Genomic DNA, 15,140 nt, shown 5'->3' with positions numbered 1-15,140 from the left:
AGCTGTATTAGGTGCGATGTCCATTAGTGAACGAATGGAGTTTCTTGCTTTGTCCATGGAGTAGGTTTCCAATGCTTCACTGATTGCAAACAAAAAGACTACGACAGCACCTTCTCCCCATTCGCCAATAACTGCAGCTCCAATGACCGCGATGGTCATTAACGTTGTCATATCGAATTGGAACTTAATAAGATTTTTAAGCCCTTCCTTGAAAAGACTGAGACCGCCTGTCAAAATCGCTAGACCAAAAAGGCCGATAGTAATAACTTCTTCTTCGCCAATTTGAAGTGATGATATATAGCCGAGAATCAAAAAGAAGAGAGAAACCATGGTGGTTTGATTCGCTCGTTGCTTCCAAAACGGCTCTTTGGTTTCAGGCAATCGTTGGTGTTCAGGATATACCAGGATGCCATCGAAAGAACCGGCTTGCTCTAATTGTTCAATTGAGGCTTGTCCAGCGATGGTGATTTTTGAAGCTCCAAAGTTTAGTTTCACGTCTTCAACTGTAGGAATTTCTCGGATGTTTTTTTCGAACTTAGCGGCACAGCTGGTGCAGGATAGATTTTGGAGCTTGTAAATGTGTTGGTCCTGAGTTTCGCTCATTTGTATCGGTCCTCCTCTGCATGCTCGCAAGCAATGCGGACTAACTGGTGCACATGATCATCAGCTAGTGAATAAAAAACCAATTTCCCGCGTTTTTCATAATCTGCCAATCCCATATTACGCAAATAGCGCAGATGGTGCGAAGCAGTAGCTGTGGTTGTCCCTAGAATATTGGCCACGTCACAAACACATAATTCTTTTTCCAGTGTCAAAGCATAAGCAATTTTCAGTCGGGTCGCATCAGAAAGTGCTTTGAAGATTAACTCCACCCCACGAATGCCGACCATCTTAGGTTGAACCCTTCCAATCACTTCTTCGTCATAACAGAAAGTTTGGCATGTATCATTCTTTTTACTAATTTCGATTTCCTCCATTTTTACACCTCATTCAAATGTTCGTTTGAGTATTAGTTTAGAAAGATTTCGTTGATTTGTCAATTCTAATATTCAAACTATTGTTTTAATGTTCAAAGATTCTTGGTAGACTTTATAAGAGGGAAAGTGGCTTATTAAATAAAAACAACCCATTCTGGAGGTTTTTAGCAAATGAAAAAAATATGGATAATGGCAGTATTGATACTGCTTATGTGTTCGACTACTGTTTCTGCTCATACTGCACTCGAAAAAAGTGTGCCGAGTGATGGAGCTACAGTGACTGAAGAACTTAATGAAATTGTTCTTGAATTCAATACCGCCTTGGAGAAAGGCAGCAACTTTACCGTGGAAAACCAAGAGGGCGAGGAAGTTCCTTTCAATGTTCAGCTCTTGGAACAATCAATGAGTGGGAATCCTAAGGGCAGCATGCCTGATGGGGACTATACTGTGAAATGGAAAATAATCGGCGCGGATGGGCATCCAATTGAAGGTATTTTAAGCTTTACCGCAAAAACAGGAGAGGTGAAGAAAACAGAGGATACAGAAGAGCAAATTACAGGTTCCCTTTCAGAGGTACCAACTAAAGAAACACAAACCTTTGAAACGGATCAGCAAACTAGCGAAACGACAACATCCAGTCCTCCGTATGCCGTAATAATCATTTTTATTATTTTGGCGATAATCGCAGCTGGTACATTCATGTGGGCGCTGGAGAGGCGAAAAAGTTAAATGATCTGGCTATACATAGCTGAAATGCTTCTATATCTCTGTTTTTCGCTTTTAATTGGCTCGTTGCTTATTCACTTAGTTCCAGCCAATAAAAAGCCGGATCTGGTAATAAATAAACGCGTCCTACAAATTTCCATCTTGGGCATTGCTTTTTTATCGACAGCTCCCGTCATTCGGCTTGTAGTATTTCTATACGAAGATATCGGTCTTTTATTGACCGTTCAAAATGTAGTCGGGGAATTCGAGGTAGGGCAAGCGTGGTCAGTAACGGTTTTAACTTCTCTTTTTTTCTATTTTTTCGTATCAGTTACTCCCGTTTTTAAGAGCAAAGTATTGATCGTTGTCTCCCTCGTTTTTACTTTTCTGCTCCTTCTCGCGTTGGGATGGGGAAGCCATGCAGCTTCATTAACAGATGGAAGTGGATTTATTTTTCATACTTTACACTTTACAGCTGCAACGGTTTGGATAGGTATTTTACTTATTGTTAGCTGGTTTTCAGTGTCTTCTAAAAACTGGCTCCCATTTATAAAATGGTTCACTCCACTTGCTATCATATGTTTAATTATCATTTCGGCTTCAGGATTATATATCATGACTTTGGCGTTGAATTTAAAAGACTATACGGATGCGTGGCAAATGCCATATGGCCAAGCAATTTTAGTGAAACATTTATTAATTCTTCCAGTATTACTCTTTGCTTTCATCAATGGCGTATTCATTAGAGCGAAATTAAGCAGAGGGAAAAAGGTAAATCCATTGCCTTGGGCCAGAGCAGAAAGCGTTGTATTGTTACTTGTATTGTCGGCAACTGCAGTATTAGGGCAACAAGAACCTCCCCATTCAATCGAATCGTTTATAAGAATGAATGGAGCTTCCAATCTTTTTGCTTATTTTCATACTGGTTCGATGGATACTGCGATGCATCTGCAATTTGAGTGGAGCATTCTTGGCGTTTTATTTTTGTTTCTCGGCACAGCCTTTGGCAGTCTTGTCATTTATAGTTTCAAGCAAAAAATCCCTGTATATTTGACATTGGTGATGGGATTGTTTTGTGTGTTGAGTTTTTATGTAGGCTTAATGCTCAGCGTTGGATAATAAAAGTAGAAAAGAGGATATAAAAATGGGAAATAAATCGAAGCAATCTAAAATGAAATGGATCGTCCTAGCAACCGCTGTATTAGCAGTAATTGTATCCGTCATAGTGGTATTTCTGAATCAAGAGGAAGCACCCGCTGTAGAAACAGCACAAGTGGATGTTTCCGGACAGCCCACTTTAGGTGAGGGCAATGCTCCAGTGACAGTAGTGGAATACGGTGACTTTAAGTGCCCATCTTGTAAAGCTTGGGGAGAAATGGTATATCCTCAGCTTGTAGAGGACTATGTGGAAACAGGAAAGGTGAAGTTTTCTTATATTAATGTATTTTTTCACGGAAATGAGTCTGTATTAGGTTCTTTGGCTGCGGAGTCGGTTTATGAGCAGAGCCCAGAAATTTATTGGGAGTTTCATAAAGCTCTTTATGATGCCCAACCAGTAGAAGACCATGATGCCGCATGGATTACTCCAGAAAAATTGATGGAAGTAGCATCAGCATTTCCAGAGATTGACCAGGTTCGTCTAAAGGAAGACATCGAACAAGTGTCACAACAAGAACAGCTCCAAAAGGATGAAGCTCTAGTGGAAGAAGCTGGTGTTTCTCAAACACCTACTATTTCAGTTAACGGCCAACAATTGGAAGACCCCTTTGATTATGATGCGATCAAAGCCTTGATTGATCAAGAATTGGAAGGTGCAGAGTGATGGCGAAAGAACAAGGACAGTCTGGAAAAACGGGGATTCTACTCTATAGTGCGTGGTTTGTTTCCCTAGTAGCGATGCTGGGAAGCCTATACTTCAGTGAAGTGCAAGGTTTTATTCCGTGCGAACTTTGCTGGTATCAACGGATTGCCATGTATCCCTTAGTGCTGATTTTGGGCATTGCAACCTTTACAAACGACACTAAAGCGCCTCGTTACGTTTTGCCACTCTCCCTTTTGGGTGGGAGTATTTCCGTTCTGCACTACTTGGAACAAAAAATTCCTGGGTTTGGTGGATTCAAGCCCTGTGTCAATGGGGTTCCATGCAGCTCAGAATATATCAATTGGGCAGGTTTCATCACGATTCCATTCTTGGCATTGATTGCCTTTGTTTTAATCACGGTAACTATGCTATTACTGGCATTTAGAGAATCTCGTTCTTAATCTGTATATGCATCTCAAGTTATTCTGTCTTTGCTGTGAGGTTTAACAATTTCTATGGTTTTGGGTCTAGTAAAGATGAAAGATTAGTACTGAGGGGGGAACGTATGGCTGTAAGAAAAAAGCAACGTTTAATTTTGAGAAGTGTTATCTTGCTTGTCATGACGGGTGCCATCATATTTACGATTTATAATGCACTAACGAAAGAGCAAAGTGAGGTATTACAGGTAGGAGACAAGGCACCTGATTTCACCTTAACTGACTTAAATGGGCAGCGCCAGCAACTATCTGAGTATAGAGGACAAGGAGTTTTTGTAAACTTTTGGGGAACTTGGTGCAAACCATGTGAGAAAGAGTTTCCATTGATGGAAAAGCAATACCAGAATTACAAGGATCAAGGCGTGCAAATATTGGCTGTAAATATTGCTCAGTCTGACTATGAAGTGAAACAATATGCAGAACAAAAAAACTTAACCTTCCCAATTGTTATTGATAAAAATAAAAGTGTAATGGAGGCATACAACATTCGCCCACTTCCTACTACCATGTTGATCAATCCAGATGGAGATATCGTAAAAATCATTACCGGTGAAATGTCGGAGGAAGACATAAGAAGGTACATGGAAGAGATTAAACCAAAAGCTTCCTGAAGGGGTTAATAAGAGAACAGCTCTCTGTTTAAATTCCTTTGTTTTAAAGCAAAGGCCTATGGAATTTTTTCCTTGGCCTTTTTTTATTGAAGCGTATTTAAAACAAGCCCGACGTTTTAGTTTAAGAGCTTTAAGAGATCGAGTGACACAATTAAATTTTAGAAGTTGAGGAAGAATTATCTTTTAAAAAACTGAACTGACCCCCGATTGGTAGACACTTTAAGAAAGTGACTACCAGTCGGGGGTTTTTTCTGGTTATATTATTTGAAGCGTGTTTATAAGCTAAACTGTGAAGAATCTTTGAATCGGTCCAGGCCATTGGTCTAGATAAAATTCCGAGTAATTATTGTTAGTATACTCAGAAATTACCTCTCTCCAAAACTTTTGAGCTGGAAGGTTGGTTTCAAGTTCCGCCACTTCCCAAGTATCTTGAAAGAGATTGAAAATATGAAAGGCTGCTCGTTTTCCAACACCTTCTTTTCGATATTTTCTCATTACAAAAAACTCACACATTTTCATATAAGAAGGATTACTTGCATCTTCAACAGTTATCTTACGTACCAAAGCAAATCCTGCATACTTACCGTCCACTTGAAATAAAAATGGATAGTGGTTTGGTTCGTTCCAATAACAATCCAGATATTTATAGCCAAACAATCCATTTTCATCTACATCTTCAGATTCAAACTCTGAAAAATCATATTGGTACAATTCCAATAAATTCTTTAAAATCTCTTTCCGTTCCACGATTGGTTGAATGATTTCAATTTTCATTATTATCCCCCATATAAGTAGTTTATTTATTAGATAATAAACTTTAAATGTGAAAAAAGTGTCGAGTATAGCTAGTAATTTAAATGTTCTGATTGAAATTACGATGGAGAATTAGCAGTTATATAAATAGAAAGGGCTAAGTAAGTCTGGTTAAAGCCTACTTTGTTGCCCTTTTATCTATGACTCTTAAAAGAGAATCCATAAAGATAGAGGAGTAAAGTGAACTTTGGTGTACTCCATATCTAAATATATAGAATAATTACTTAAAAAAGTACAGAGAGGTGCCGGAATAGTGATTCGATTTGATCGATATGAAGAAAATCGGCTATATTGAGGATTTACAGAGAGAGAGCTAGAGGTTATTTTAACGATACTGGAAAAAATTCTGAACAATGAAATCACAAGGCGAATGGATGTATTGACAACGACTTTTCGAAAAAGAAAAATAGAAGAACGCGAATCAAAAGGTAAAGAATGAAAAAGATAGCTTAAAGTTCAGTGTATAAATGCGATATAATAGAAAGAACTTGTTCATCCGAGAAACTGCAACAAACATTGAGGGGGCATTTACTTGAGATTAGAAGAGGCCAATAAAAAGTTGGCGGCTACGTTGCCTGCTTTAAAAGGGATATCAAAAGAAGAAGAGTTTGAGCACGACCATGAAGATCCGGAACAACGCTTTGAAGAGCGAGAAATGCGGAAAGTGGCAGACCATCTGTATAGCTTAATTTATTCGGTTGAGTACCTTCAGAAACCGATTCAAGCCAGTGGAAGAGTTATTAAACGGTCAGACGGACGTTATGAAATCGAAGGCGCTGAAGATTACTTTACGTCGGGCAGTCCCCTTGAAATCTGGGATGAATCACAAGAAATATACGCACGAACACGAATTGAGCATGACGGTGAGGATTACTTTGCGGTAGGCATCAAACAACCTTTGGAGGGTCTACAAGCAAGGTGTCGATAATATAAGAGACTCTTTCTGCACCAACAGCAATAAACTTAATGATTTGATCCGAAAAATAGCGAGAACCCATTTTCTTGGTCTTCAAGAGAATGGGTTTTTGTATGCTTATTTATAAAGGGAGGATTCAGAGCGTTTCTAAAGTGGTATGATAAGAACGTATGTTCTTTTTAATTGAAAGGAGGCGATAGCATGAAAACAACGAAACACACAAAACAAGTAGGGGCTGTCAGCGATCGAGGGTTAATTAAATGGCAAGGGATGCTGCTGACGGAACATGTCCGGTTGATCAAAGCATTCTACGAGGAACAGGACCAGGTGCCGAAACCCGAATTGACCGATTTTGATTTGCAAGCCATCCAGGAAGAAGTGGAAATCGCCATGAGCCGAAGATGTGAGGTCCAACTGAAGACATGGAAAAACGGCGCGTTTTTTACGCATACTGGGGTGATTCAAGAAATCGATTTGAGGAATGGGCAACTGGTTTATGAAGACGAATCCGGACGGCAGCGATTGCCGATTGAGAGCTTGGTAGGCATTCAGTTAGTGGATTGATTCAAATGATCAAAAGAAAATGACCGATGCAACCTATTTTGCATCGGTCATTTTCTTTTTTCCCTGCCATTCTTTTAGCGCAGCTATGAGGTTTGAGGAATTCCCCTTACAAAAGACGAATCCCATGTCTGAGATTCGCCTTCTGAGGGATTTATCTTTTCTGAGACGATGGAAGATGCGATTCATTTCGTCTGAGAATCCCGTAGGGACGGGGTTTTTAAATAACCCCGATTTCCCTCAAGGAAACGCCGTCTTTTTGGCTGACAATCAGTGAATCCAACACTTCAATGCCAATCAGCTCGCCGGCATCCATCAATCGCTTGCTGACAGCTACGTCTTCAGTGGAATATTGGCAGTCGCCGGAAGGATGGTTATGTGCTACTAAAATGCTTCCAGAGTTATTCAAAATGGCAGCTTTGAACACGTCGCGTGGATGAACGACGCTAGCATTCAAGCTTCCGATGTGGCAACGATGAACCACCGAGATTTCATTTTTGATGTTCAAGCAGATGACCAAGAAGACCTCCCGGTCCTCATCTCCTATGAGAGCTTTCGCAAAATTGATGGCATCTGTGGAACTCTGAATGCGTTCAGGAAGGACACTTTTATAGGTTTCTTCGACTTCTTTCACTTCTTGTTTAATGCGTGTGATTTCAATGATTTTTTCGAGTTTCATGGGGTATCGCTCCTTTTTGATTTTGTCCGCCGGGCGGGAATGGTCCCAAAAGGGATTATTTTTTGCCTTTTGGTAAGGAGGACGGCCACACCCCATAGCCGACCAGTCAAGGGTCCCAGCGCCAAAGTTTTTTAGCGAAGCCGATCTAAAAAAGTTTGGCGCCCCTTGACTGAACACGGGCTTTGTCGGCTCCTGTCTTGGCTTGAAATAGGGATAGGGCGAAGCCAAGGAATCTGTCCGTATTTCGAGCTTAGAGAGGCTGGGGCTGTGTACGCTCCGGTGGCCAAAAGCAAAAAATAACGACAAAAGGCAGCCGTTTCGGCTGCCTTCTCATTTGCTCGGTCTTCTGTTGTTCGACTCGTTCACCCATTAAGAAAAGGACAGGAATCTAGGGGCTGTTTCCGACAGGTTACAGCCCCTGATTATCGGCTTTTTTAGGGAGAAGCGACACATAGAGCGCCTTGAAACGACGGTTGCTAGGCGCTCTTGTGCAGTCGCCCGTGAAAATGCTCTGTACTTGAGTTTATCCTATCAATTAAACATCAATCGGTATTTGCTAAAAAGATCAAGGCGAAAAAGATGAGGCCAGAGACCATATTCCAGTACATCGATTTCTTATTTCCTTTTTTAAAATCATCTATACTTCGCAGAAAAAAGATCAGGGACGGAATGATAAAAAAGAAGTGGAAGAGCAACCGCCAATAAAAACTACCGATTAGCAGGGCAAATCCTACAAACATTAGCGGAATTTCTCTTTTTGGTATTTCGGATTCTTTTTCTTCGGGATTTTTCAATAGATTCCTCGTTTCTTTCGCTCCACACAGCGAAGCCTTAATGGATTCAACAGATCATTAAGCGTACGTTCATGTTCAGTACTGTAAATGTCTAATTTTTTGTCTATAGCGAGTGCGAACCATCCGGTGTAATGCATCTGCTGGCTTAGATTGAATGACTTCTTTAGCATAGGCAAGTTCAATGGGGGCTAATCCTTCTTTTGCTCGTTTTTCGTTCAAATGAGCAACGGTTTTGGAAATACTACCGATATAGGCATAATGTTTAATGATTTGTTTTTCAAGAGTTTGTTCACCATAACTCTCGGCGAGAAACACGTATTTTTCTAACCGGGCAATTTCAGACTTAGCTTTGTACACAGTGGGCAAAATTCTCATTTACTAATCTCCGTTCTACAATAGTTTCCATTTGAGTGGTGTCTTTAACATAATATTTTTTCTTTTTATTGTAAATAATACAAAAATTAGAAAGTGGATAAAAATAACTAGTAAAAGGTTTGTTTTTTATAGATATATCACTTTTAATTACTTAAATTCTAAATTTATTAATGAAAAATAACACCAGTTTTAATCTTTTTCCGATTTAAAATGTAATAAAGGGGGATCATTTTACAAAATTAAGCTTAATAGCGTGCGTAACCCAGTAAATTCATGTTCTGACATAGAAAAAGCATTGGAGAAGGAATTCTTCTCCAATGCTTTTTAACTCAACGCTCTAATTCATTTTCTTTTTCTTTCGTTTTTTCACCTTTGTTCAATTGAGCGAAGGCTTCTTTTAATTCAGACGTTTTTCCATGATTCGGATTCAATTCATTCAGGTGTTTTTGTAAATCATCCTTGGACTGGATCTGCGGATTTTTCACCAATTGCCATCCGATGGTGACGCCGTGCTTCGCTTCTGCTTGTAAATTCGGTTGCTTCAGCACTCGGCTCAGTCGTTCATTTAGATGCTTTTCATTGAGTTGCTGAAGACGAGGGGCTTCTTTGTGTTGAGAACGGTTTAAGTACCGATCGGTATTTAACGATTGCGCAAGGGCAGCTTTTCCGATGAATCGCTCCCCTTCAGCTTTTTTATGAAAGGTACGTTGCGAACTTTCGCCGCCTTCTACGGTGACGGCGTATTTCCCTTCGTCCAGTTTTGTCACTTCCAGGACATCTTCAACTTTTTGATACTCCTGGACCAACCGTCCTTTGTTTTCCAACACATTCAACACGGCATATCGATCGTCCAATTCACTTAACGGAAGAATCCGATTTGTATTGGTACGAAGGGTGAAGTGCTGATCCCGTTCGTTCTGTTCCACGGTCGCGAAAACGACGAGTCCATTTTTGGCATCCAACAGCTGCAAGGTCGGTTTATCTTCAAGCGATAGTTTCAACTTGGTTTCGACCGATTCCTTCACCTGTTCAGGATTGATGGATTGATAAAAATCTTGAATCTTTTCGTTCTGCAGCGAGTTCACGTGTTCAATCGTCGCACGGGATACATCTTGTACTTCTTTGATGGCTTGTTTAGCCAAGTTCAAATCTTGTGCCCATGTGGCGATGTAGCCGGTGGAAGAAAGATCCGTATCGAAACCATAGTATTGGGAAACGATATAGGCTGCGCATTCGGCCTGCGCTTCTTTATGTCCTCTCGGCAGGTCTTTGATGTCGCTTTCCTTATGATGGAGCTGACTGTGCGCATGTTCGTGAATCAAGACACGGAATTTTTGCTCAGGGCTCTTGGAAACAGCCGTGTTGATGACAATTTCCTCTTTTTGAGGACTGAAATAACCGCCGTAGGTTTGTCCTTCATGTGCTTCTTCCCGAATGGTTAACTGCTGGGAGTTCTCATTCGTTTGATGGATGAACCGATCATACAGTTCCTTCAAGGAATCTGGTGATGTTAAGTCTTTTTGAATAAAGTCCCGGATGTTCGGAATCTCTTTTCCGTCCGTTTGAGAGACATCGAAGACCTTGCCGATCCGAAAGCCGGTGATACTTTGTCGAACTTCAGATTGAGGATCACCATTCTTATCGCGCAGCACTTCACCTGTCTGTTCGTTCACTTTTTGCACTTCGACTTTCTTAAATGAAGGGACCAAGATATCAATGCTCTTTTCCCCTTTGTTAACGTGACGCCCTAAGGCTTGCCATTGTCTGAATCCACGAACCATCGTCGCTTCAGGGTTTTGTCCGGCAATCATCAGCACGTTATTAAACGAGTATTGGTGGCCACTAGCCATCACATTGAGCATGTCTTGAAATCGGTTGTTTTTGAACATTTCTTCGAGGTTTCGTTCCAGCCGGTCATTGATTTCGGTCAAATCCACCTTAGTCGACATTGTGCATCACGTCCTTTCTGACATACCAAGCTTCATAAAGGGGTTCGACTCGTCCGGGAATTCGAACGGGGCTGTAACAGGTAATCGCATACTCTTGCACGTCTTCTTCAAGGTCAATCAGACCTTCATATGTAAGTGCCTCAAACGGCACAGGATCGTAAAAGCTCAAGATCCGTTTATCACTTGCGAGGATTTCGCTAATCGTGACAAGCATCGGTTTCTCCCCTTTCGCTTATAAGAGCGTACGTAAATCCGTCGCTTCCTTTTCCTTTAACCGGTCCTCGATGGACCGTTCTTCTGTTTCTTCTTCTTGCATGGCTGCCCATTCTTCTTCGAGTCCGTCGTCCGTTAAATCAAACACATCCGATTGATCAATCTCTTCTTCAATCACATGTGTCGTCGCGCCTCCTGAGGCGAAAGTGGATTCCTTCTTGGGTTCAGGAGGTGTCGGAACCGTGAAAGCTGACTCTTGCTTCACAGCCTTTTCTGAAGCGATGGACGTGTGTTGCTGAACGTAGGAGCCGAACACTTCGGATTGCCACACTTTCTGTAGTTTCATCGGATGCAAGCCACTGACAAACAAATAACAATCGTTCTTCGCAATGCTCGCCAAGTCCCCTTCCGGTATCAAGGAACGCTTCACGTACTGTTCAGACTGACTTTGGCTGGCACTCGATTTTCCACTCATGAAGCCCCCACTTTGACTGGACGAACCGGTCTGGATCTTCGCCGTCGTTTCACCGGCGAGTTGTGAAAAGTACTTAATCGTCTCCATATCCTTGCTTCGGAGGAACAATAGCGTGTCGTGGTTGGACAAGATGGAGCGAGCCATTTCTTTGCCGTAGAGTGATTCAATTTGGCCGTTGTCTTGGACGATGGTGTTCATCGATAAGCCCAGTCCCCGGCACGTTGCCAAGACCCGTGCGTATTTCTCAATTTTCCCGATGTTCGCAAATTCATCCAATAAGAAGATGGTCGGGATCTTCAGTTGTCCTCGGTTTTCATCGGCCAGCTTATAAAACTGCGAAATCAATTGATCGAAGAACACGGACGTTAACGCCGTGAACGGGTTTTCATCCATCGGAAGCTTCACATACAGAATGCTTTTCTGTTCCTGAAACTCACGGAAGTTGAAATCGCTCGTGCGGGTCATTTCGCTAATTTTCTTCAGCGTGAAAATGCTGACTTGCGAAGCAAACGACGATGTCACACTCGTTCGGGTGTTCCCACCGAGTGTTGTTAAGCCCTTCAACAGTTGATAAGCCGGATGATGAGGACCGAGTTCTTCATCCACCCACTGGCGGAACGATTCCTCGTCCGGGGAGACTCGTTCATTAAAGACATTCAGCACGTCTTGCATGCTGGCGTTCGGAATTTCGGTTTTGCAGTAGACTATCAAGCCCGCCAGCATTTTCTGCGCACGTTCCATAAAGAAGTCTTCTTTGCCGTCCTTTGTCGAGTTTTTGGCGATCGTGACGGAAACGCTTTGCGCATCCTGATCGTCAAAGACGTAATCGAGCAAGTTGTAATTGTCTTGATTGAAGTTAATGAAATCGATTTGATACACCTTGTAGCCTTGTTTTCGCTTGATGTCAGCTGTTTGCTCAAAGAGCTCACCCTTAGGATCCGTGACAATTAAGGTTTCCTCATGGTTATTGACGAGGTTTGGGATGACGTAAGACTGTCCTTTACCACTCCCACTGGATCCGACGATGTAAACGTTCCGGTTATCAATCTCCGTTGACCGGGGAATGATGAGCACTTGTTTCTTATTCGGTACTCGACCGACAATCAATCCGTTCTCCAATCGTTCCACAGTTTTTTCAGGCTGTTTGGAGTTGTAGGTATTGTGTTTGGAAAAGTACTTGCCGTTCAGGACTTCGGATGGCTTTGTGAATCTGGCCGATCCGTGGACCCCGAAGTCATGGGCGTCTTCATACGTATGTTCCAATAAGCGCATTTTGGACAGGAACCAGCCGAAGAAGACGACTGTGAGAATCGCCACTAAGAGTTGTGATTGCTGATCGGTTTCGGTGAGAAAGGTCAGCGTTCCTTGTACGTCCAGAAGAAGGGCATTCAGCCCTCCCCCTTCTTTCAAGAAGCGTAAGAGTCCTGTTAGGGCATATCCAATCAACAAGGATAGAAGAAACGTAACGGCGATTTTCTTACCGGCGCCTTTTTGTAAGGTTTTTTTCATCATGAAGTTCACGCCTTTCAACATTTCGCTTTTACAGTTCAAACTCCAAGCCGAGTTCACGGCGAAGTTGTTTGTCTTTGGCTTTTCGACGAAGCTTCGTCGGCGAAGGCATCTCGTGTTGTGCCGCCTGGTGCTGGTCGCGTTCAGCTTGGTCAATCAACTGTTCGATCAGTTCGGTACTCGCTCGTCCCGTTGGGAAGTGAGAAAGGGATTTCTGTGAGCAGCCTAAGCGTTCAGCAAATCGTGCATCGGGTTTTGCTTGATAAGCATGATACGCCATTGCCTGTTTGCTTTGGTCTTTCTTTGCCACTTGCAAGCACGCTTTCAAGCTCGGTGCTTTTGTCAGCTTGTTCTGTTGCGTGTAGTGCTTCAGTATAGCCGTTTTCATCTCTAACGGAAGTTGCTCGACGTCTTTTAGCAGCTTCTCTTTCGCTTGTGGGAACGTCTCCCGAATCAAGGCATTGAGTTCCTGATCGATGTGTTTCGCTTTCGCCTCGTAGCGTTCAATCAATTGCTGCGTCGTGTTCAGTTTGACGGACGTTTCATAAATCGCTTTGAGGTCTGTGCCATCTTTTACGAGCTGTTCTTTTTCACTGCCGAGCTTATTGCGAATCAACGCTTGAATCCGGATTTGTTCACTGGCTTTCTCCCCTTGCTCACATGCCTTTTTCAGTTCCTGCAGCTGCAAGCGATGATTCACTTCGTGATGGGATGGAATGACTGTCCGGTCGTTTGTTTGGATTGCTGTCAGGACATTCGCTTTGTACGCCACGGTCCGGTCATTATGCGCAAATCGTTCATTGGTTTCCGGGAATAATTCATTAAAGGCATTATGAACGATTAAGCTTTGCGCCCGGTACGTGCGCTCGGCATGTGCCACGACTTGATCGACCGTTTGTTGGTCTTTCTCGACGGAATCCGTTAACGCTTCAAACGCATCCAAACGCTCGGTGAAGAGCGAACGGAAGTCAGATGAAGTGAAGCCTTGTTGCTTCACGACAGAGAAATTGCGCTCTTGATACGCCTTGTGAGAGGCGTTCAAAATGGCATGCGTGACCTGGGCTTCGACTTGTTTCGGTTCTACTTTTCGTTCTTCCCAGCGATACAATCCTTGCAGCTGATCATGGACCGAATCGAACGAGAAGTTTTCTTTCAGACGCCCTTTCATGAAGTGCCAGCTCTTTTCGTAGTCCTCGTTCAATTGGGCGGTAACTTCGCTTGTGTGACGATGCAGGACGCGCTGAACATCTGTCTGTTTCTGCTTAGCAGACAGAAAGACAATTTTATCATTTAGCTGAGCGATTTCGGCGTTCTTTTTGCGGATTTCTTGATTCAATTGATGATAGAACGTCTGTGCTTCGATTCCTTTCTCTTCTAAGCGCTTCACGTATTGGTATTCATTTCGTTCCAAGCGAACCTCAGCGATTTGGTCGAGCCCTTGTGCTTCAAATGAAAGTGCTGAGACGGTCTTTTCGATGCCGTGTTCTTTAAACGATTCATTGATGGCGTCCGCATAGTGCATGCGCCATTTCACCAAGGTTTCGCGTTCGTTCCAATCGGTAGACGGAACGGTTTGGAAGACTTTCTCGCCTTTTTCGTCGCGAAGGATGTCGCCATTTTGGTCGAATTCGTATTGGCGTGTTTTCTTCTGTCCCCACGTGCCGTCTTCATTGAATGGACGAACCGTCAGCATGATGTGCGCATGCGGATTGTGTTCTTTGTCTCGGTGAATGGCCACATCTGCGACCATCCCCTCTTCCACAAATTCTTCTTGAACGAACGATTGGACGAGTTCTTGTTGAGCATCTTCCGGTAACTCGACTGGCAACGCAATCAGGACTTCACGTGCGAGTTGTGCGTTCCAGGGTTTCTCGACTTTCTCCACTTCGTTCCATAGTTTTTCACGTTCCAATGTCCATTCAGGGGCATGATCCGGTTTGAGGATGAACGAGACCGGAGCCACTTCGCGCTGCTGATAGCTTTTCATTTCTTCATCACGCTCGGAATACAACTCTTCCCCACTTCGGTAACTGGCACTGGCCACGGCGGATTGGGTTTTCTTGCTGACGATATTTGCTTGCAGTCGGAAATAGCTCACGTTCTCTCACCTCTTTTTCTTTTTAAATATCCGAAGGCGACAACCCAAACCCGGAAGGGCTTTGGACCAGGTCACCACCCCGAATTTCGGGTGGTGTATAACTGGGCACTCGCTTGAAAGCTCGGATTTATTATATCATAATTTTTCCTTTTTTCGTGGATTTTATT

17 protein-coding genes are annotated in these 15,140 nt (G+C 42.8%); 7 read left to right on the top strand and 10 right to left on the bottom strand.

Going from position 1 to position 15,140, the window contains the following annotated elements; all coding sequences use genetic code 11:
- Both DFR62_RS16710 and DFR62_RS16705 read right to left on the bottom strand, forming a co-directional pair.
- A partial coding sequence (locus DFR62_RS16710; protein WP_208640414.1) for a cation transporter occupies positions 1-603 on the bottom strand: 603 nt, incomplete at its 3' end.
- Positions 600-977, bottom strand: coding sequence for an ArsR/SmtB family transcription factor (locus DFR62_RS16705; RefSeq protein ID WP_068487673.1), 378 nt, complete (start codon positions 975-977; stop codon positions 600-602). The genes DFR62_RS16710 and DFR62_RS16705, both read right to left, overlap by 4 nt.
- A 171-nt stretch (positions 978-1,148) precedes the next feature.
- On the opposite strand from DFR62_RS16705, the gene DFR62_RS16700 reads away from it, so the two are divergent.
- The 5 genes from DFR62_RS16700 (at position 1,149) to resA (ending at position 4,591) form a co-directional block, all read left to right on the top strand.
- Positions 1,149-1,706: a copper resistance CopC family protein gene (locus DFR62_RS16700; RefSeq protein WP_068487672.1), complete on the top strand. Its 558-nt coding sequence runs from the start codon at positions 1,149-1,151 to the stop codon at positions 1,704-1,706.
- On the top strand, positions 1,707-2,801 hold the full coding sequence (locus tag DFR62_RS16695; protein WP_101189070.1) for a copper resistance D family protein: 1,095 nt from the start codon (positions 1,707-1,709) through the stop codon (positions 2,799-2,801).
- A gap of 25 nt (positions 2,802-2,826) precedes the next feature.
- Entirely contained in the window at positions 2,827-3,504 is a 678-nt protein-coding gene (locus DFR62_RS16690; protein ID WP_068487670.1) for a DsbA family protein, read from the top strand.
- Positions 3,504-3,944, top strand: a complete 441-nt coding sequence (locus DFR62_RS16685; protein WP_068487669.1) for a disulfide oxidoreductase — start codon at positions 3,504-3,506, stop codon at positions 3,942-3,944. Before DFR62_RS16690 ends, DFR62_RS16685 begins: the two co-directional genes overlap by 1 nt.
- A gap of 104 nt (positions 3,945-4,048) precedes the next feature.
- Positions 4,049-4,591 carry a thiol-disulfide oxidoreductase ResA gene (resA, locus tag DFR62_RS16680; protein ID WP_068487668.1) on the top strand — a complete coding sequence of 181 codons (543 nt, stop codon included), beginning with the start codon at positions 4,049-4,051 and terminating at the stop codon, positions 4,589-4,591.
- A 282-nt stretch (positions 4,592-4,873) separates the two neighbouring features.
- Here resA and DFR62_RS16675 read toward each other — a convergent pair whose 3' ends face one another.
- A complete protein-coding gene (locus DFR62_RS16675) occupies positions 4,874-5,365 on the bottom strand; it encodes a GNAT family N-acetyltransferase (protein ID WP_068487667.1) in 492 nt (163 codons plus the stop codon).
- A gap of 571 nt (positions 5,366-5,936) precedes the next feature.
- Between DFR62_RS16675 and DFR62_RS16670 the strand changes: the two genes are divergently transcribed.
- Positions 5,937-6,332, top strand: coding sequence for a DUF5348 domain-containing protein (locus tag DFR62_RS16670; RefSeq protein WP_068870647.1), 396 nt, complete (start codon positions 5,937-5,939; stop codon positions 6,330-6,332).
- A gap of 189 nt (positions 6,333-6,521) precedes the next feature.
- On the top strand, positions 6,522-6,884 hold the full coding sequence (locus DFR62_RS16665) for a YolD-like family protein (protein WP_121301346.1): 363 nt from the start codon (positions 6,522-6,524) through the stop codon (positions 6,882-6,884).
- Between the two features lie 217 nt (positions 6,885-7,101).
- On the opposite strand, the gene DFR62_RS16660 is transcribed toward DFR62_RS16665, so the two are convergent.
- From DFR62_RS16660 to mobQ, 7 genes are all read right to left on the bottom strand, one after another.
- Complete coding sequence (locus DFR62_RS16660) at positions 7,102-7,560, bottom strand: JAB domain-containing protein (protein ID WP_121301345.1); 459 nt, start codon at positions 7,558-7,560, stop codon at positions 7,102-7,104.
- A 542-nt stretch (positions 7,561-8,102) separates the two neighbouring features.
- On the bottom strand, positions 8,103-8,354 hold the full coding sequence (locus DFR62_RS16655) for a hypothetical protein (protein WP_135449641.1): 252 nt from the start codon (positions 8,352-8,354) through the stop codon (positions 8,103-8,105).
- A 75-nt stretch (positions 8,355-8,429) separates the two neighbouring features.
- Positions 8,430-8,729, bottom strand: coding sequence for a hypothetical protein (locus tag DFR62_RS16650; RefSeq protein ID WP_121301343.1), 300 nt, complete (start codon positions 8,727-8,729; stop codon positions 8,430-8,432).
- A 329-nt stretch (positions 8,730-9,058) separates the two neighbouring features.
- Positions 9,059-10,678: an ArdC-like ssDNA-binding domain-containing protein gene (locus DFR62_RS16645; RefSeq protein WP_121301342.1), complete on the bottom strand. Its 1,620-nt coding sequence runs from the start codon at positions 10,676-10,678 to the stop codon at positions 9,059-9,061.
- Entirely contained in the window at positions 10,668-10,892 is a 225-nt protein-coding gene (locus tag DFR62_RS16640) for a hypothetical protein (protein WP_121301341.1), read from the bottom strand. Before DFR62_RS16640 ends, DFR62_RS16645 begins: the two co-directional genes overlap by 11 nt.
- 18 nt (positions 10,893-10,910) lie before the next feature.
- Entirely contained in the window at positions 10,911-12,878 is a 1,968-nt protein-coding gene (locus DFR62_RS16635; protein ID WP_241663164.1) for a VirD4-like conjugal transfer protein, CD1115 family, read from the bottom strand.
- 28 nt (positions 12,879-12,906) lie between these two features.
- On the bottom strand, positions 12,907-14,973 hold the full coding sequence (gene mobQ / locus DFR62_RS16630; RefSeq protein ID WP_121301340.1) for a MobQ family relaxase: 2,067 nt from the start codon (positions 14,971-14,973) through the stop codon (positions 12,907-12,909).
- Positions 14,974-15,140 lie beyond the last annotated feature (167 nt).

The sequence above is a fragment of the Planococcus citreus genome (genome assembly GCF_003664125.1).
GTDB classification, from domain to species: domain Bacteria; phylum Bacillota; class Bacilli; order Bacillales_A; family Planococcaceae; genus Planococcus; species Planococcus citreus.
The sequence above is the reverse complement of the archived record's forward strand: the minus strand, read 5'-3'. Positions and strand labels throughout refer to the sequence as shown.

What these genes read in the sequence shown, in the direction of transcription:
- DFR62_RS16685 (WP_068487669.1), top strand. Translation starts at nt 3,504, where the DNA reads ATGGCGAAAGAACAAGGACAGTCTGGAAAAACGGGGATTCTACTCTAT.
- DFR62_RS16650 (WP_121301343.1), bottom strand. Translation starts at nt 8,729, where the DNA reads ATGAGAATTTTGCCCACTGTGTACAAAGCTAAGTCTGAAATTGCCCGG.
- DFR62_RS16660 (WP_121301345.1), bottom strand. Translation starts at nt 7,560, where the DNA reads ATGAAACTCGAAAAAATCATTGAAATCACACGCATTAAACAAGAAGTG.
- resA (WP_068487668.1), top strand. Translation starts at nt 4,049, where the DNA reads ATGGCTGTAAGAAAAAAGCAACGTTTAATTTTGAGAAGTGTTATCTTG.
- DFR62_RS16705 (WP_068487673.1), bottom strand. Translation starts at nt 977, where the DNA reads ATGGAGGAAATCGAAATTAGTAAAAAGAATGATACATGCCAAACTTTC.
- DFR62_RS16635 (WP_241663164.1), bottom strand. Translation starts at nt 12,878, where the DNA reads ATGATGAAAAAAACCTTACAAAAAGGCGCCGGTAAGAAAATCGCCGTT.
- DFR62_RS16700 (WP_068487672.1), top strand. Translation starts at nt 1,149, where the DNA reads ATGAAAAAAATATGGATAATGGCAGTATTGATACTGCTTATGTGTTCG.
- DFR62_RS16675 (WP_068487667.1), bottom strand. Translation starts at nt 5,365, where the DNA reads ATGAAAATTGAAATCATTCAACCAATCGTGGAACGGAAAGAGATTTTA.
- DFR62_RS16645 (WP_121301342.1), bottom strand. Translation starts at nt 10,678, where the DNA reads ATGTCGACTAAGGTGGATTTGACCGAAATCAATGACCGGCTGGAACGA.
- DFR62_RS16665 (WP_121301346.1), top strand. Translation starts at nt 6,522, where the DNA reads ATGAAAACAACGAAACACACAAAACAAGTAGGGGCTGTCAGCGATCGA.
- DFR62_RS16640 (WP_121301341.1), bottom strand. Translation starts at nt 10,892, where the DNA reads ATGCTTGTCACGATTAGCGAAATCCTCGCAAGTGATAAACGGATCTTG.
- DFR62_RS16695 (WP_101189070.1), top strand. Translation starts at nt 1,707, where the DNA reads ATGATCTGGCTATACATAGCTGAAATGCTTCTATATCTCTGTTTTTCG.
- DFR62_RS16690 (WP_068487670.1), top strand. Translation starts at nt 2,827, where the DNA reads ATGGGAAATAAATCGAAGCAATCTAAAATGAAATGGATCGTCCTAGCA.